This window comes from Janthinobacterium tructae, from assembly GCF_006517255.1.
Taxonomy (GTDB): Bacteria; Pseudomonadota; Gammaproteobacteria; order Burkholderiales; family Burkholderiaceae_D; genus Janthinobacterium; species Janthinobacterium tructae.
In genome coordinates, this window is the sequence record NZ_CP041185.1 from 3213563 (window position 1) to 3231324 (window position 17762).

Annotated in this window: 16 protein-coding genes; 1 reads left to right on the forward strand and 15 read right to left on the reverse strand. The window is 65.0% G+C overall.

Annotated features, from left to right (window positions below; translation table 11 throughout):
- The first annotated feature begins 42 nt into the window (after positions 1–42).
- Positions 43–978: a hypothetical protein gene (locus FJQ89_RS14025; protein WP_141170619.1), complete on the forward strand. Its 936-nt coding sequence runs from the start codon at positions 43–45 to the stop codon at positions 976–978.
- Here FJQ89_RS14025 and FJQ89_RS14030 read toward each other — a convergent pair whose 3' ends face one another.
- The 15 genes from FJQ89_RS14030 to FJQ89_RS14100 all read right to left on the reverse strand — a co-directional run bounded on the left by FJQ89_RS14030 (position 979) and on the right by FJQ89_RS14100 (position 17697).
- Entirely contained in the window at positions 979–2211 is a 1233-nt protein-coding gene (locus FJQ89_RS14030; RefSeq protein ID WP_243136051.1) for an ATP-grasp domain-containing protein, read from the reverse strand.
- Between the two features lie 11 nt (positions 2212–2222).
- A complete protein-coding gene (locus FJQ89_RS14035) occupies positions 2223–3665 on the reverse strand; it encodes a pyridoxal phosphate-dependent decarboxylase family protein (protein WP_141170620.1) in 1443 nt (480 codons plus the stop codon).
- A gap of 62 nt (positions 3666–3727) precedes the next feature.
- Complete coding sequence (locus FJQ89_RS14040; protein WP_141170621.1) at positions 3728–5122, reverse strand: ethanolamine ammonia-lyase subunit EutB; 1395 nt, start codon at positions 5120–5122, stop codon at positions 3728–3730.
- 35 nt (positions 5123–5157) lie between these two features.
- The gene (locus tag FJQ89_RS14045; protein ID WP_141170622.1) at positions 5158–6621 is read right to left on the reverse strand and encodes a TIGR01777 family oxidoreductase; all 1464 of its coding nucleotides are present in this window, start codon (positions 6619–6621) and stop codon (positions 5158–5160) included.
- Complete coding sequence (locus FJQ89_RS14050) at positions 6618–7262, reverse strand: DUF4166 domain-containing protein (RefSeq protein WP_141170623.1); 645 nt, start codon at positions 7260–7262, stop codon at positions 6618–6620. Before FJQ89_RS14050 ends, FJQ89_RS14045 begins: the two co-directional genes overlap by 4 nt.
- Positions 7259–7825 (reverse strand): GbsR/MarR family transcriptional regulator, encoded by a 567-nt coding sequence (locus FJQ89_RS14055; RefSeq protein ID WP_141170624.1) that lies wholly within the window; start codon positions 7823–7825, stop codon positions 7259–7261. The genes FJQ89_RS14050 and FJQ89_RS14055 overlap by 4 nt, the downstream gene beginning before the upstream one ends.
- Before the next feature lie 66 nt (positions 7826–7891).
- The gene (locus FJQ89_RS14060) at positions 7892–9007 is read right to left on the reverse strand and encodes a fatty acid desaturase family protein (protein WP_243136052.1); all 1116 of its coding nucleotides are present in this window, start codon (positions 9005–9007) and stop codon (positions 7892–7894) included.
- A complete protein-coding gene (locus tag FJQ89_RS14065; RefSeq protein ID WP_141170626.1) occupies positions 9004–10119 on the reverse strand; it encodes a sterol desaturase family protein in 1116 nt (371 codons plus the stop codon). Before FJQ89_RS14065 ends, FJQ89_RS14060 begins: the two co-directional genes overlap by 4 nt.
- On the reverse strand, positions 10116–10754 hold the full coding sequence (locus FJQ89_RS14070) for a phosphatase PAP2 family protein (protein ID WP_141170627.1): 639 nt from the start codon (positions 10752–10754) through the stop codon (positions 10116–10118). The genes FJQ89_RS14065 and FJQ89_RS14070 overlap by 4 nt, the downstream gene beginning before the upstream one ends.
- On the reverse strand, positions 10751–12046 hold the full coding sequence (locus tag FJQ89_RS14075) for a F390 synthetase-related protein (RefSeq protein ID WP_141170628.1): 1296 nt from the start codon (positions 12044–12046) through the stop codon (positions 10751–10753). Before FJQ89_RS14075 ends, FJQ89_RS14070 begins: the two co-directional genes overlap by 4 nt.
- Entirely contained in the window at positions 12043–12873 is an 831-nt protein-coding gene (locus tag FJQ89_RS14080) for an MBL fold metallo-hydrolase (protein WP_141170629.1), read from the reverse strand. Before FJQ89_RS14080 ends, FJQ89_RS14075 begins: the two co-directional genes overlap by 4 nt.
- The gene (locus tag FJQ89_RS14085) at positions 12866–13903 is read right to left on the reverse strand and encodes an NAD-dependent epimerase/dehydratase family protein (protein ID WP_141170630.1); all 1038 of its coding nucleotides are present in this window, start codon (positions 13901–13903) and stop codon (positions 12866–12868) included. The genes FJQ89_RS14080 and FJQ89_RS14085 overlap by 8 nt, the downstream gene beginning before the upstream one ends.
- 10 nt (positions 13904–13913) lie before the next feature.
- A complete protein-coding gene (locus FJQ89_RS14090) occupies positions 13914–14894 on the reverse strand; it encodes a 3-oxoacyl-[acyl-carrier-protein] synthase III C-terminal domain-containing protein (protein WP_141170631.1) in 981 nt (326 codons plus the stop codon).
- A 50-nt stretch (positions 14895–14944) separates the two neighbouring features.
- Positions 14945–15853: an ion transporter gene (locus FJQ89_RS14095; RefSeq protein ID WP_141170632.1), complete on the reverse strand. Its 909-nt coding sequence runs from the start codon at positions 15851–15853 to the stop codon at positions 14945–14947.
- 92 nt (positions 15854–15945) lie between these two features.
- Positions 15946–17697, reverse strand: a complete 1752-nt coding sequence (locus tag FJQ89_RS14100) for a cation:proton antiporter domain-containing protein (RefSeq protein WP_141170633.1) — start codon at positions 17695–17697, stop codon at positions 15946–15948.
- Positions 17698–17762 lie beyond the last annotated feature (65 nt).

The following is a 17762-nucleotide window of genomic DNA, read 5'->3' on the forward strand; positions in this document are numbered from 1 at the left end:
GCTAAGCATGTTATCACCGTCCCTATCCATTCGAGGAGTGCCATGATTGTTGCAGCCGACGCCGCGCTGTGGGACCAGCAATACGACTTGCCCCTGCTTGAGCGTCTCGGTCCCGCCCAGGATGAAATCATCGCCCATGTGGCGCAAGTCAATGCGTCCATCGGTGTGGCCGCGAAGCCTGCCTCGACAGAAGTGCACGCCGACTTTCACGCCGACGTGCGCGCGGCGATGGCCGGCATGCCGGCTTGCGTGCTGGCGCTGCTCGACGGCGTATTGCTGGGCGTGCGTTTTGCGCGGCAACTGGGTTCCTCGGCCATCAGCGATATCGTCGCCAGCGCCGAAGGGGTGATCCTGGGCGTGGTCGTGGCGCTCGATGTGGATGCGTTCGAGGCGCGCACGGCGAATGCCTGGGCGAGCTGGAAAGAAAATACGCCGTTCACGCCAGTGCACGGCTACCGCCTGGAAGCGCAGATCGCCGCGCCGCAGGACGATCATCGCCAAGGCGCGCTGCAATACCTGCTGTTGCATGAATTCGGCCATGTACTGGCGGCCGGCAGGGGCTTGCTGCCGGAATGGTGGAACGATGCGCAGGCCATGCGCGAGACGGACGACTACCTTTACCTGCCCCTTGCCTGGCGCATCACGCCGGGGAAAGAGGTCATTCCCCTGCCCGAAAACGACTTCCCGCTACGTGGCGATATCGCGTACTACCAGGCGCCTCGCCTGGCCGCCAGCCAGATGCCGGACGCTTACGCGCAGCTGCGCAGCGCGAACTTCGCCACCCTGTATGCGGCCACCAGCATGCATGAAGACTTTGCCGAATCATTCGCCAGCTACGTGCACGCCATCATGCTGGGCAAACCGCAGTGCATCCGTATTCACCGCGATGGCAAACTGCTACTGCAGTTCGACAACTACTGGGAGGCCGGGCGCAGCGCGGCCAAGCGCCGGCTGCTGGAGCAGCTGCTCGGCAGCTGATCAGTTACCGGCCGCCGCCCGCGCCAGCATGGCGCGAAAAGCAGTGAATACCTTGTGCATGGCCGGGCGCTTGTACGGATACATCTCTTCGGCATCCATGGCATGCACGATCATGGCGTTGTCGGCCTCAAAGACCAGCAACTCGCCGTCGCGGGTTTCGGCACAGTCGATACCCAGGTAGGGCATGCCCATGCGCGCATCGATGGCGCGCAGTGCGGCAGCGTGGCGCAGCGCGAACGCATGTTCGAAGTTCAGCATGCACTGCGCTTCCTCGGCGCGCTTGGCCGCGCTTTCATCCATGCCCGCGTTCAGGTAGTGAATCATCCAGTGCGACGAGACGGCGAAGTGGCAGATGTATGGCAAGCCGTCGATCAGCACAATGCGGTACTTGCGGAACTGCCCATCCTCGCTGCGATAGTCGACAAAGCGGGAAATATAAAAACGTTCGGCGTCGACGCTTTGCAGATACGCCAGCAAGTCACTCGCCTGCGTCATCTTTTCAAGGTCATGCCCGGCATGCGAACCGAGAGGACGCACAATCAGGGGAAAGGCGTCGCCGGGAAGCACCGCGTCGAGCGGCATTTGTCCGGATGCAAGCGCTGCCAGCTGTTCGCGGCTGATACGCGCCGTGCGCGGCATGGCCACGCCGGCCAGCTCCTGCAATTTGTCGCACAGGCCATCACGCGAAGTATGCGCGATATGCTGCGGCAGGTTGACGACGGGGCGCGGCCAGTCCCGCACGAATTGCGCCAGGCGCGCCAGCAAGGGCTGGTTCGCATCCGATTCGGCCACACCGACCAGCAGCACGTCATGCTGCGGCACTTCGTCCGGCCAGGTCCCCTCTGCCGTGACATACAGCAGTTCGAGCGTCACGTCAGACTGCTCGACGAGAAATTCAATGGGCGTATTTGACATCAGGTCTCCCGGCCCCGTCAGCATCAGCACCTTGATGCCCGGCCCGGATGCCGGGGCTTGCGCGGGCAGTACATACAACTGCTGCAGTTCGATCGCCTGCGCCTGTACGGCCAGCGCCATCTCACGCTGGCCTTTCAGCTGCAGCACGATGGAAAAATCCATATAGGCATGCGCGTCCTCGGGATGCGCCTGCGCGCGCGCCAGCAGCGCTTCACCCAGCGGCGCCAGGTCGTGCCGCAGAAAGGCGTGGCGCATCAACGGCGCCAGCCCGATCAGCGGTGCATACGGCGTGGCCGCGTGTTGCATCAAATCGTACATGGAAATTCCCTTCAAGACAGGCGCGCCGCGCCGAAGCGCAGCACGCCCGCAAGCAGCGCGTCGATATCCTCGGCACGCGTGCGGTGATTGACGATGGCGGCGCGTATGGCCAGCTTGCCGCCAATGGTGGTGGTCGATGGCGCAGCGATACCCGACTCGTGCAGGTCGGCGACGATCTCGCCATTGAAGGCGTCGCCATCGCCGCTGGCCACGCCGCGATGGCGGAAGCACACGATATTCAACGTCACGGGCGCCAGCAGTTCCAGTTCCGGCGTGGCTTGCACGCGTTCTGCCAGGTAGCGCGCCAGCGCGCAAGTGTGGGCGATCGCCGCACCCATGCGCTCGGCGCCATGCACCTTGAAGGTGAACCAGGTTTTCAGGGCGCGGAAACCGCGCGACAGATCGGGGCCGAAGTCGCAGGGCCATGGCGAACCGCCGGCCAGTCCACGCGCCTCGCGCCGCAGATACGCGGCCGGCGCGGCAAAGGCGGCCATGTGCCGCGCGCCATCGCGCACCAGGAAAAAGCCCGCGTCATAGGGCACCTGTCCCCACTTGTGAAAATCGAAGGCAAGCGAATCGGCCAGTTCGATCCCTGCCAGCAGAGGGGCTATCTGGGGCGAGAGCATGCCCAGAGCGCCATACGCGCCATCCACGTGGAACCATAGCTGTTCGCGCGCGGCCAGCGCGGCCAGCGCCGATAAATCGTCAATCGCGCCAGTGTCGACGGTACCGGCCGTGCCGGCGATGAAGAAGGGACGCAAGCCCGCCGCGCGGTCCGTGGCGATGGCATGGGCCAAGGCAGCGACGTCGATCTGCTGGCGCGCATTGACGGCGACGCGGCGCAAGGCGGCCGTGCCCAGGCCCGACAGGTCCATGGCCTGCGCGATGCAGCCATGCGCGGCGGCCGAGGTGTAGGCCACCAGAGGCGCGCCTTGCAAGCCTTGCTGGCGCGCGGCCACGCCCAGCGTCTGCGTGCGCGCCACCAGCACGCCCATCAGGTTCGCCATCGAGGTGCCCGTCACGAAAATGCCGCTGGCCGTATCCGGAAAGCCGAACAGTTCGGCCATCCAGCGCGAAATCTGACGCTCCACCTCGACCGGCATCTGGTTGCGCCCGCCCACATTCGCATTCAGGCCTGCCGCCAGCATCTCGGCCAGCATGCCCACAGGCGTGCCGCCGCCGTGCACCCAGCCCATGAAGCCGGGATGCACGTTGCCAACGGCATAGGGCAGCACGTCCTGCAGGAAGCTGGCGTGGGCGTCGGCCAGTGCGCCCGGCGCGCGTGGCAGCGGCTGCGCGAAGCGGGCACGCGCGCTGTCGGGCGCCGGCTGCCAAACGGGCCGCTGGCGGATCTGCTGCTGATAGTCGAGCATATCGTCGAGCATCTGGTGACTTTGCGCGCGAAAGGCGTCCCAGTCCTGTGGATCGAGGGAATCGGGGTCGGGTGGCAGCATGTTGGCGTCGGATGGGGAGATGCACCGATTATCGCACCAGCGCAGCGGCGCAGGGCGTCAATTTACACTTGCGAACCCAGGCGATGCAGGGCCGCCTGGAAGGCCGGTGCCAGCGCCGTGCGCAAAAGGCCCTGCGCATCGGTGATCTGCATGCGCGCCAGCCAGGCCGCGAATTCCGGCGCCGGACGCAGGCCCAGCACGCGCCGCGCATACAGGGCATCGTGGAACGAAGTGCTCTGATAGCCCAGCATGATGTCGTCCGCGCCCGGCACGCCCATGATGAAATTGCAGCCGGCCACGCCCAGCATGGTCAGCAAGGCGTCCATGTCGTCCTGGTCCGCCTCCGCATGGTTGGTGTAACACACGTCGCAGCCCATGGGCAGTCCCAACAACTTGGCGCAGAAATGGTCTTCCAGCCCCGCGCGCATGATCTGCTTGCCGTCATACAGGTACTCGGGGCCGATGAAGCCCACCACCGAATTGACCAGCAACGGCCGATACGCGCGCGCCACCGCATACGCGCGCGCCTCGCACGTTTGCTGGTCCATGCCGTGGTGTGCGCCGGCGGACAGGGCGCTGCCCTGCCCCGTCTCGAAATACATGACGTTGTTGCCCACGGTACCGCGCCCCAGCGACAGGGCCGCCGCCTGTCCCTCGGCCAGCAGGGACAAGTCGATGCCGAAGCTGCGGTTGGCCGCCTGCGTGCCCGCCACCGACTGGAACACCAGGTCGACGGGCGCGCCGCGGCGTATCGCTTCGATGGTATTGGTGATATGCGTCAGCACGCAGGACTGGGTGGGAATCTGATACTGGTCGATGACGGCATCGAGCAGGTGCAGCAGCGAGACCACCTGCGCCACATTGTCGGTAGCGGGATTGATGCCGATCACGGCGTCGCCGCTGCCCAGCAGCAGACCGTCGAGGATCGACGCCGCAATGCCGGTGGCGTTATCCGTCGGGTGATTCGGTTGCAATCGCGTGGACAAACCGCCTTCCAGGCCCAGGGTATTGCGAAAGGCCGTGACGACTTTACATTTCCTGGCCACCAGCACAAGGTCCTGCAGGCGCATCAATTTGGAGACGGCGGCCGCCATCTCGGGCGTGATGCCGGCGGCGACGCGCGCCAGCATGGCCGTATCCGTCGCGTCGTCGAGCAGCCAGTCGCGGAAATCGCCCACGCACAGGTGGGAAATCGGCGCAAACGCGGCGCGCTCGTGGGAGTCAAAAATCAGGCGCGTGACTTCATCGTCTTCATACGGCACCAGCGCCTCATTGAGGAACAGCGCCAGCGGCACCTCGGCCAACGCCAGCTGCGCCGCCACCCGCTCGCGCGCGCTGGCGGCCGCTACGCCCGCCAGCACGTCGCCCGAACGGGGCGGCGTGGCCTTGGCCAGCAGCTCTTTCAGGCTGGCGAACTGGTAAACATGGCTGTCTATCGTATGGCTGAAGCGGGACATGGTTCGGTTCCTCCCATGCCCCATTCTACGCCAGGCTAGAGGCTGCGCAGCGCGCCTTCCAGCTGCGGATGGCGGAAGACAAAACCGTCGGCCAGCAAGCGGCGCGGGGCGACCCTCTGGCCTTCCACCAGCAAGTCGGCCTGCTCGCCCAGCAAGGCGCGCATGACGAAGGCCGGCGTGGGCATGATGCTGGGGCGGTGCAGCACGGTGCCCGCCACTTGGGCGAAGCGGCGCTGCTCGATGGCTTCCGGCGCACAGAAGTTAAACGCGCCGCTCACCGCGCCATGTTCGCTGCGGCGTGCCAGATGGGCGATGCCGCGGATCACGTCACGCACATGCACCCACGAGACCCACTGCTTGCCGCTACCGAGCGGGCCGCCCGCGCCGAAGCGGATCGGCAGCAGCATCTGCGGCAGCGAACCCTGGTGGCCGAAGACGAGGCCAAAGCGCATGCAGCCCACCTGCACACCAAATTTCTCCGCCTGGCGCGCGGCCGCTTCCCATTCCTGGCACAGCTGCGACATGAAGATGGCTTGCGGCGCGTCGTCTTCAGCCAGTTCCGTCGCGTCGCCCTGCGGCTGTACGCCGTAATAGCCGATGGCCGACGCCGACAGCAGCACGCGCGGCTTGTGCTGCGCACGGGCGATCCACGCCACCAGGTCCTGCGTCAGCGCGACACGGCTGCGGCGCAAGGCGGCCTTGCGCGCATCCGTCCAGCGACGCCCGACGATGCGCGCGCCGGCCAGGTTGACCACCATGTCGATGCGCTGCGCATCCGATAATTCATCCAGCGACCGGATGCAGCGCACCTGGCCGTCGAAGGTCCACGCGGCCTGCTTCGGCTGGCGCGTCAGCACCGTCACCGCATGGCCATCAACCAGCAGGGCGCTGACCAGCTGCTGGCCGATGAAACCGGTGGCGCCTGTCACCAGCACGGATTGCGGCGTAGCGGCAAAGCTCAGATGCTCCTCTTGCTCTTGCTTCTCCTGCACCTTGCGCCGGCCAAGTTGCCACACGGCGTACGCGTCGCGCAGGCCGGACAGCCCCACGCCCACGCCGCACAGGGCGAGGAAGACGCTGAGCCAGCCATACGGCTGCCACACGAGGGCTGTCGGCAGGTTCGCCCACTCGCTGCTGTTCAGGGCCAGCAGCGCGATAAAGGCACCCGCGTTAATCGCCAGCACCGTGTGCGTGACCCGCTCCGTGGCGGGCAAGAGGCGGGTCTGGTCTTCGACCACGAAATCCCACAGGGTCAGCACGATTTCCACGCCAAACACGATCACCAGCACCCAGGCCCAGGCGCCATGCCATTCCCAGGCGGCCAGGCCGACGAACAGCAGGCTGTAGATCAGCGCACGCGTCGCGTGGATGGTCAATTCCAGGCGCGCCGAGGCCTTTTGCGGCAGCGCTTCCGTGATTTCATGGTGGTAGATGGTGTCGAAGGCGCCCAGGCAGCCTTGCGCCGCCATCAGTTGCAGGGCCAGCAGATGCGTATTCATGGTGTCTCCTTGTGTAGGGCGGGCGCGGCGCTTTCGCGGAACACGCCGACCTGGGTAAACGTGGTGCCGAACAGGGCGTGGCGGATCTCGATGCGGATGTTGAACTGCTGCGGCGTGTCGTTGCGGTGGCACAGATAGGTCTTGCCAGGCGTGAGCACGCCGGGCAGCGGCAGGCGCCAGCCGAAAAGATCCCAAAAATAGCCGTCGCTGGTGAAATGCAGGTTGCCATCCTCGACGTGCAACAGCAGCTTCATGCCCAGCCCCATGCCCACGTATTCGAGCACTTCGCCTTTTGCGCTTTCGGCCATGTAGGACGTGAAGCGGATCGGCGCGCGGCCATGCAGGCGGTAGATGCGCTGCTTGAAGATGAAGGGGCAGCCAGGACGTGAATACACTTCGATATCCACGGGGAAGTCGTGGTCGTCATACGGGATCAGGGCGCCGTCGATGAAGGGGCGCGTCAGCCAGCCCAGTACCTTGCCCAGGCGCGAACTGGTCAGTTCACTGAGCTCGCCCCGGTAGTACAGGGGCTGGCCCGGCGCGGGATTTTTCTCGAAGCGGCGGCGGATGTCCGGGTGCAGCGTCAGCCACTGCTCGCCCATCACCTTCCTGAACAGCTCTCCTTCGGACGGGCCGTTCATGGTTTTTTACCTGGCTTGCCAGGCTTGCCAGGCCTGTCTTCCGGGCTGAGGAACTTGGCCACCTTGCCGCCCATGGACAGCATGCGCTGCAGGGTGGCCGGCGGCAGGTTTTTATAGTCGCTGTAGGTGCTGCTGAGCATTTCCAGAAAGGCCAGCACTTCGCCCATGCGCGCCAGCGTTTCCGGCGGTATCGCCGCATCCTGCTCGCCCTCGATCGCGCATTCGCGCAGCACCGTCAGGGTGGGATCGATCTCGCGCCGCTTGCGCTCTTCCATGATGACGCGGAAGATTTCCCACACATCCTGCAGGGCGACGAAATGGTCGCGCCGGTCCCCCATCACGTGCGTGATGCGCGCCAGGCCCCAGCTTTGCAATTCCTTCAGGCTGTTGCTGACATTCGAGCGCGCCACGTTCAGGCTGGCCGCGATGTCTTCCGCCGTCAAGGGTTCGTTGGCCAGGAACAGCAGCGCGTGGATCTGCGCCACGGTGCGGTTGACGCCCCAGCGGGTGCCCATCTCCCCCCAGTGGAGGATGTATTTCTGAGTAGTGGGGCTTAATTCCATGATTTCTCTTATTTCTGTCGTTACAGAAATGTAAGGCGAAACAGAAATCCAGTCAAGCGCGATTCGTCAGGTGCGGGCAGGCGGCTGGCCCATGGCGCGCAGGAAGGCTTGCTGCGAGGCGTGCAGCTGGCCATATCCGAGTTCGCGGTAGACCAAGCCATGGCGTGGCGCCAGTTCGGCAATGATGCGCGCCAGCGCCGGGTAGTGGCGGTGGTTCCAGGTGGGGAACAGATGATGCGTCAGGTGCAAATTCAGGCCGCCGAGCCAGTAGCCGAGCCAGCGCAAACGGCGCGGTTGCGGCGTCCAGTCGCAGGCCGTGTAAAAGGTGTGCTGGTACCAGTCGTGCGGCAGGGTGCCGTCCGCGCCCGGCTGGAAAAACTCCACCTCGGCCCAGTGCGTGCCGAGAATCAGCGCCACCAGCGCGCACGAGGCGAGCATCTGGCCCACGAAATACGCGCCCAGCACCACGCCCCAGGCTATGCCATGCTGCTGCAGCACCCACATGGGCAGCGCCAGCACCAGTGCCATGTGGCCCAGCTTCCAGCCCAGGAACGACAGCCAGCCGCGCCAGCCCTGCAGGCGGCTGTGCGCGGCCACGGGTGTCTTGCCGAAGCGGTCCAGCCAGTCGCCATACCAGTTCAGATACGGCAGCGACAGGGCCGCCACCACGGGCCAGTACAGGTATTGATAGCGGTACTGGGGCGACCAGCGTTGGAACGGCGTCTGGCGCAGGAAGGGGTTCGGTTCCGTGTCGAGGTCATAGCCTTCCACGTTCGCATACGTGTGATGGAAATGCACGTGGCGGATGGTCCAGAAATCCGTGTCCACGCCCACGGGCAAGCCCACCAGGCGGATCAGGATGCGGTTCAGGCGTCCCCGGCGGAAGACGGCGCTGTGGGCCGCGTCATGCAGGCAATTCATGGCCAGCGTCATGGCCGCGACCAGGCAGGCGACATAGCTGGCGACAAACGGCCAGGTGCTGTCGGCGTGCAAGGCCAGCGCATACAGCCCCGCCGTCAGCGCGGCCAGGAACACGGTCTTGACATGCAGGCGCGCATCGCCAAAGCGGTGCTTTCCTTCGCTGGCGAGATAGGCGTCGGCGCGCTCGCGCAGTTCGCGGCGGAAGGCGGAATCGCGCGCAGGCTGGAAGCGCAGCGGAGGCAAGGAAGGCACAGGCGTCACGCGCGCGTCCCTGCCGCAGCCGGCCACCACAGGCGGCGCGCGCCGTCGAGGCCATGGACCAGCAGCGCGGCCAAGAACACCATGCCCCATACATCGCGCGCGCCATACCAGCCCAGATACAGGACCGGCATGGCCAGCGCGATGGCGACCCAGGCGATGGCGCCCCAGCGGCGCGCATCGGACAGGCCGCCCAGCGCCAGCGTACCGCCAAAGATCAGCGCGAACAGGATGGCCTGCTGCGCGCCGGCCAGCGCCGCTTCGTGGTTGACGTAATAGATCACCAGGCCAAACAGGATCACGCCGCCGATGCCGATGAACAGCTCGGGCACCTCGAAGGTGCCGCGCGACTGCCAGTGCGGAAAGCGCGCGCGCAGCCATGTGAACAATTTGCCGTTGCTGGCCAACAGGGGGTTGTGCGTGGGTGTCATGCCCTTCACGCCATAGCGCATTTCCACGCCTTCGAGTTCCGGCTGGAAGCTGCCGAACAGCCTGTCCCACAGCAGCAGAGTGCCGCCGAAATTGCGGTTGATATAGCGCTTGTCGGTGCCATGGTGCACGCGGTGGTGCGAGGGCGTGACCATGAAACGATCGAGGATGCCGGACTTGTTCACCAGCGCATTGTGGTTATAGAACTGCACCGTGTAATGCAGCGACGAGACGACGAGGAAGATTTCCAGCGGCACGCCCAGCACGGCCAGGATGGCGATAAAGGGAAAATTGGTCAGCGACGAATACCAGGAATTGCGCACGCCCAGCGACAGGTTGAAATGCTCGCCCTGGTGGTGCACCACGTGCACGGCCCACAGCAGGGGGATTTTATGGTGCAGCCGGTGCATCCAGTAAAAGCACAGGTCCCAGGCAAAAAAAGCGAACACCCATTGCGCCACCACGGGCCACTGGTCGACGATGTGCAGGTTCACATGGCGCAGCAGCAGGGCGAAGGCCGCCACTTCCACGCCGCGGAACACCCACATCAGGATATGGCCGGAATTGAGATTGAAAATCACGTCTTTCCACGGCACGGGCGTCTTGCGCACCCATTTCAGGATCAGCAGCTCGGCCAGCACGAAGGCCAGCATGACAAGGAAAGAGAGGGCGAAAGGGTTCATCATGATGCGGTTTTGATGGAAATGGCCCGGCGGGCTGCCCAGAATACCTGCATTTTCGCCAACATGCCGCCCGCCACGCCCACGGCCAGGCCGGCGGCCAGGTCGATACTGACATGCCGGCGCAGCGCGATGATGGCGTAGCAGATGGCCACGCCCAGCGCCACGGCCAGCGCGGAGCGCAGCAGGTGGCGTTTGTCGCACAAGGCCCACACGCATAATAATGTCAGGGCGCCATGCAGCGACGGCAGGCAGTTTTGCGCGGAGTCCGCCGCCTGCAGCATGCGCAGCGCCTGCGTGCTCCAGGCACTGCCGTCACCCACGGGCGGATACGCGAGGGTGGTCGGGTACAGCAGGAAGACCACGCCGCACGCCAGCGCGGAGAGCGCCATGGCGCGCGCCAGCCAGCGCACGCGCGCCGCATCGGCCGCCAGATAGGCGTACGGGATCAGGAGGAAGAAGGACAGATACAGCCAGATGGCGGCATCCGTGTAGGCAATGGCGTGGTCGATGGCCGTTTCGGGCAGCAGCACGCCCTGCCCTTGCAGCACATCGCTGGAAAAATACACGAGGCCGACGCTGCCCCAGCCGGCCAGCAGATGCAGCAGCCGGCTGCGTACGGTCATGGAAGAAGGGTTCATGCGCTTGCAAGGCGCCGGATGCGGCGCCGTTTCATGGTGGGGTCAAAGGGAGGCAGTTCGCCGCTCACCGTCCAGGCCAGGCCATCGACGGCCACGCCCAGCCCGCGCAGCACCGTTGCCAGGTGATCGCGCAAGGCCGCCAGGCCAGCGTCGTCCAGGGCCGCATGCAGCAGCAAGGCGCTGTCGCCCTGCTGCACCAGGCGGTAGTCGGCATCCGCCGGCAAGGCTTGCGCGAACGCGCGCGTCAGCACGTCGGCAAACACGGCGATGGGGGCGCCGCCGCGTTCAGAGGGAAGCAGCAGCATGTCGTCGCAGCGCCCTTCGATGCCGTCGATGGCGCGCGTGGCGCGGCCGCACGGACATGGCGTGGCACGCGCGAGCAAAATATCGTCGAGTCGGTAGCGCACGATGGGTTGCGTGATGCGCGTGAAGTCCGTAATCACGGGCACGAAACGCCGCTGTTCCGCGTCGAGCCACTGCGGCTCGATGTGCACATATTCCTCGTTCAGGTGCAGCACGCCATGTTCGCAGCTGCTGGCGAGAAAACCCTCGGTGGCCTGGTAGATTTCATGCACGGCGCCGAACGCCTGCACGATCAGCGCGCGGTCCTGCGCTTCGAGCACTTCGGCCACCGAGATGACTTTTTTCGGCGCCAGCGCCAGGCTGCCATCGATGACGCGCAAAGCCAGCTGGCGCAGCACCTGGGCCGGCGCGACGATTACAGTTGGTTGATAGCGCGCCAGCTGCGCGCACAGGCTGTCGAACGGTTCGAACAAATCGTAGAAGGCAAACGTGAGCCACGGCGAGCGCACGGCCGTGTACAGATTGCTGTTCGCGCGCAGGAACAGCGCGACTTTTTCGCCGGAAAACAGGCCGTCGGGCAGCGCCTTGGCCAGCATCACGCCCGCCCATTGGGCCTTTTCGCGGGGGCTGACGGTAAACACGGCGCGCCGCGACGAGGTGCCCGACGACAGGCCCACGGTGATGTCGCCCACGGCGGGCGTGAAGTCGCGGCTATGCTCGGCCGCCATGGCCGCGTCCATCGCCTGCGCCAAGGTGACGCCCTCGGTGTTCATGGCGTCGAAATGCTCGAGCATCAGCGCCTTGTTCATGGTGGGCCACTGCGCCAGGGGCAGCGCACGATAGGGAGCAAAATAGCGGCTGCGCGCGCACAGCTCATCGATGAAACGCGCCAGCTGCTCCTGCTGGTAGACGTCCAGCTGCGCGCGGCTTGCGAAGTGCAGGCGGCGCGTGCGCCAGTACGACAGCAACAGCCAGACGATGCGCTTCACGGGCGGCCCGCCACAGGCAAATAGTCGAGCGTATCTTCATGCGTGATGCGGATCTGCGCATTGCCCGACTGGTGCAACTGGTGCAAGCGGTTCAGGGTGGCGTAGTACGGCGCGCGCTTGTGCTGGATAAGGAAGGACAATTCCGACGGCCCGCGCAGCTGCTGAAAACTCTCCGGCACCCAGGCCGCGTCCGACGCCAGCAGGGTCCAGCCGCCGTCCTGCAGCACGAAGGCACCCAGATGACCGATCGCGTGGCCGGGCAAGTCGACGATGTAAATCTCGCCCGTGCCGCTGACGTCGCGCCCGTGCGTGAATGGCAGCAGCGCCGCCGGCAAGGCCGTCTCGGGCACGCTTTCGACAAAAGCCAGGCGGTCGGCAATGTCGGATGGCAGCAGCTCGGGCACGAAGGCCTGGCGCACGGCGGCCACGCCGGACAGGCCGCGCACGGCGTCCCAGCCGGTTTGCGAGGCCATCAGCCGCGCGCCGGGAAAGTCGCGCAGGCCGGCGATATGGTCGGCGTGGAAGTGCGACAGCAGCAAGGTGTGGATGTCGCCGGGCGATACGCCCTGCGCGCGCAGCTGGCCCTGCAGCGACTCGTTCTCGTCAAACGAAATCGGCGTCACCCACGCGTACAGGCGGTACACGCCTTTCGATGTGGCGGCGCGGAAGTGCTCGGCGTAACCGGTGTCCCACAGGTACAGGCCCGCGCGCGTTTCAATCAGATAGGCGCGCGAGGGGAAGCAGCGGCTGGCCAGCCCGCTGCCTTTCAAGACCATGCACGAGGGATGCGTGCAATGGCCGACGCGAAACGCGGTAATGCTAGCCATTGCGCTCCTTGCCCACCTTGTGCGCCGCCGCTTCCTGGCGCATCCACTGCGCCGTCAGGGCGATGCCTTCCTGCAGGCTGACGATGGGACGGTAGCCGAGCACCTTGCGCGCCTTGGCGTTATCGAGCGTCATGTCGAAACTGAGCGCGCCGATGCTGTAGGGCGTGAGCGATGGCTCGCGCCCCGTAAAACGCGAAGCGAACTGCATCAGGCGTGCGACCAGCGCCAGCACGCGGTAAGGCACGCTGACGATCTGGAACGGCTGCTGCAGGTGCTCGCAAAACAGCGTGCGCAAAATGTCGCACAGGCGCGCCGGTTCGCCATTCGTGATGTTGAAGGCGGCGCCCGAAGCGATGGTCTTGTGCACGGTGGCCAGCCACATCGCGTGCACGACGTTGTCGACATAGGTGACGTCGATGCTGACCGCGCCGCCATTGGGCAGTGGCAGCTTGCCGCCGCGCTCCTGCAGCACCCGCGCCAGGCGCGGGATCAGCACCTGGTCGTACGGGCCGAAGATGGCGCGCGGGCGCAGGATCACGCACGTCATGCCGCGATGCCGGTCGACCGACTCCTGCACCAGCTTTTCCGCCATCGCCTTGGAGCGCGCATACGCGTTGACGAAAGCGTCGGGGCGAAAGGTTTCCGGCACCTCGTAGCGGTTGCGGTAATCGAAATACATGGCCGGTGTGGAGATGTGCACGAAGCGCGCCACGTGCTGACTGGCGGCCGCGCGCAGCAGCTGGCCCGTGGCCGTGACGTTGGCGGCGATGAAGTCCCGCTCGGCGCCCCATGGCGAGGACAGCGCGGCGCAGTGCCAGACGGTGTCCATGCCGCGCACCAGCTCATCGACCTGGCGCGGCGAGGCTTGCGCCAGATCGAGCGGCACGAATTGCGCGCCCATGCGTTCCAGTTCGCGGCCGACAGCGGCGTTGCGACCCGTGGCGCGCACTTCCACGCCCTGCGCCAGCAGAGTGCGCACGGCATTGCGCCCCAAGCCGCCCGTCGCTCCCGTGACCAGTATCCGCCTCATCGCACCACCTTCACAGATCAAGAATCATGCCGCCGATGGTCAGGCCTGCAGCCGTGCCCATCATCAGCAAACGCTGGCCGGCCACGGCCCGCCCCGTCATCACCGCCTCGTGCAGGGCGGTGGGCAAGGAGGCAGCCACCTGGTTGCCGTGCGTTTCAAAGATCTTGATGATTTTAGCATCGGGAACGTCGAGGATGCGCGCCGCATGCGCGAGACCCAGCGGGCTGGCCTGGTGCGGCACGACCACATCGATTTTTTCCAGGCCGGCGCCCGATTCCTGCATGAGTTCCGCGAGGAAATCCGGCATCACCTTGACGGCCAGGCGGAATACGGCCTTGCCATCCATGCGAAACAGGTAATCACCCGGTTCGCAGCCGTTGCGCGGATTGCGCTCGGTGCCGCCGCCGCGAATTTCGCAGTAGCGCCGCCCTTCCGGATACGTGCCCATCTTGTAAGCGCGGATGCCGGCGCTGCCGTCGCCGCGCTCGACGATGACGGCGGCGGCGCCGTCGCCAAAGATCATCGACGCTTCCGGCTCGCTCCAGTCGACGCCGCGCGAGGCGAGGTCGGAGGAAACGATGGCGATGCGGCGGTAGGCGCCACCGGCCAGCATGGACGCAGCCACGCGGAAGGCAGCCATGAAACTGAGGCAGCTGGCATTGACGTCGAAGCTTTGCGTACCGGGCGGCAAGCCCGCGTGTTCGGCAACGAAGCAGGCCGTGTTCGGCAAGGCCTGCTCGGGCACGCCGCAGGCGCAGATCAGCAGATCGATATCGGACGGACGCAGGCTGGCGTTCTTCAGCGCGTCGAGCAGGGCGGCGGCGGCCAGCTGGCTTTGCGATTCATCGGGCGCGGCGACAAAGCGCGACAGCACGCCGCTCTTGCGCAGGGTGTAGCCAGCCGGATGGCCCAATTTCAGGTCCAGGCTGGCGGAGGTGACGCTGTGCGAGGGCACGGCTTTGCCCGTCGCGATCAGGCGAACTGGAATCATGTTTGCCTTTATGTAAGTTAAATGCGAAAAATACGGTTAATGGAGCGCGCTCAATCGAGTACCAGCGGCGGCAGCTTGACGCCGCAACTCTTGCAGAAACTGGCATCGTCATCGAGCCCTTCTTTCAGGCACGTGGGACAGGTACGCGTGGTGACCAGCTTGGAACTGCGCTGCACCGTCATTTCGGCACTGATAATGCCGGTAGGCACTGCCAGGATGCCCCAGCCGAGCAGCATCATCAGCGAAGCGATGGTGCGCCCGATGTCGGTGCGCGGCGTGATATCGCCAAAACCCACCGTGGTCATGGTGCTGATGGCCCAGTATATCGACGTGGGAATACTGCTGAAACCGTGATCCGGCCCTTCCACGACATACATCACAGTACCCAACAGAAAGACCACCATCATGACAAAAGACAAGAAAATGAGGATCTTGCGCCGGCTGGCCAGCAAGGCCCGCCCCAGCACCGTGTATTCATGCACATACGACGTGAGCTTGAGGATACGGAACATGCGCAGCAGGCGCAAAATACGCACGTCGATCAGCACATGCGCGCCTGGCAGCAGCAAGCCGATGTAGGTCGGCACGATGGCCAGCAAGTCGATGATGCCGAAAAAACTCTTGGCGTAGCGCACCGGATGCTGCAGGCACGACAGGCGGGCACAATATTCGATGGTAAATAAAATGGTGAAAAACCATTCCAGCGCCGTCAGCCAGGTGCCATAGCGCTCGGCCACGGAGGCGACGCTGCTGAGCACGACCACCGTCACGCTGATCAGGATGGCGGCGATCAGCAGCAAATCGAAGGCGCGGCCCGTGCGCGTTTCCGCCTCGAAAATGACGGTGTACACCTGCTCGCGCCAGCCCCGCTCGGGCTTGCCAAATTTTTGCTGCGTTTCCTGCGCCGCCAATTGCTGCGGCGTCAAGGGTGCCGCTGCGCTCTTCGTCGCGGCTTTCATGTGGGTAGTGTGCTCATATACTATTATTGTATAGATAATTGACAAAGCACGGCGACACGCACGCTTGGGCTACAGCTTTCACTACAACAACACTACGACAGCTTCTTCGCCAGCAGCACGGCATTACGCCGGTCGCGTTCGGCTTGCACGATGTCCGTCGTGCGCGCTTCCGACAGGCCCACCGTGTGCAGCACGGTGGCCGTCAGCTGCAGCGCCGACTCCAGCGCCTCGGGCACGACCAGGGTCGCGCCCGCCTGTATCAGGGCCACCGCATGCGCCTCGTCGCGGGCGCGCGCATACACGGGCAGTTGCGGATATTCACGGCGGATCGATTTCACGGCATGCAGCACGGAGGCCGCATGGTCCATGGTCAGCACCACGGCGGCAGCCCGGTCCGCATTGACTTTTTGCAGCAGTTCCGCGCGCGACGCATCGCCGAAATACACGGGGAAACCGCGCGGATGCAGGGTCGTCACCAGGCGCGCATCATTTTCAATCGCCACATAGGCGATATCCTGTTCCGTCAGCACCTTCGCCAGCAACTGTCCCACCCGGCCGAAACCGGCGATGATGACGGTGCTGCCCTGCGGCGGCGGCGCGCCGTGCGCCAGGTCGGCCAGCTGATGGTGGTGGCGCCGTTCCCACCAGTTGCCGAACGCGCGTGCCGCCTTGGCCAGCGCCGGCGTGGCAAACAGGCTCAGGCCCACCACCAGCATGACGAACTGCGCCACCTGCGGACCGATCAGCTTGGTACCCAGCGCATACGCGACGACGATGAAGGCAAATTCGCCGCCCTGCCCCAGCAGCACGCCCGTTTCCACGGCGCGCCCCCAGTGAAAGCCGCCGATGCGGAAAATCACGCTGATGACCAGGGTTTTCACCGCAAACAGACTCAGCACGGCCAAGGGAATCAAAATCGGCGACTTGAGAATTTCGCGCACGTCGATCTGCATGCCCACGGACATGAAGAACAAGCCCATCAGCAAGCCCTTGAAGGGCTCGATCGTCACTTCCACTTCGTGGCGAAATTCCGTCTCCGCCAGCAGCAAGCCGGCCAGCAGGGCGCCCAGCGCCATCGACAGGCCCGCCAGATACGTCAATCCCGCGATGCCCAGGGTGCTGAGCAGGGTCAGGGCCATGAACACGTCCGGCTGGCGTTTCTTGACGAAAAACTGGAACAGGGGGCGAATCACGCGGCGGCCCAGCAGATAGATCAGCAGGATGGCGCCCGCCGATTTCACGGCCGCAAAGCTGAGCAGATACGCCAGGTCGTCGCTGCGCCCGCTGGCGAACACGTCGATCAGGATGAACAGCGGCACCACCATCAGATCCTGGAACATCAAAATGGAAAAGCCCGCCTGGCCGCTTGGGGTCTGCAGCGAGCGCTGGTCGGTCAGCAGCTGCATCACCACGGCCGTGGACGACAGCGACAGCACCAGGCCCAGCACGATGGACGCTTCCAGCGACAGGCCGAAGTAATACGCGACGCCGCCGATCAGACAGGCGCTGACCGCCACCTGCCCCACGCCCGCGCCAAATACCCAGCGCCGCAGCGCCCACAGCCGTTCCGTCGACAGTTCCAGGCCGATCATGAACATCAAAAACATCACGCCCAGCTCGGCCAGGCCGCTGACCTGCTCGGCACGCACGAACGAAAAATACGTCAGCCACGTGAAATCGCCGGCCCACAAGCCGAAGCCAAACGGGCCGAACAGGGCGCCGACGGCCAGGAAGCCGAGCACCTGGTTGACTTTCAGGCGTTGCAATAGCGGAATAAAAATCCCGGCCAGGGCGAGAAACAGCAGGGTTTCCCGCAGATAGGGTAAGGCGTGTTGCTCTTCCAAAATAGTCCTAACTGAATATCATTCTTGCTGAATTGCTAGTGTCGCATGCTGGGCCACGGCGAAGC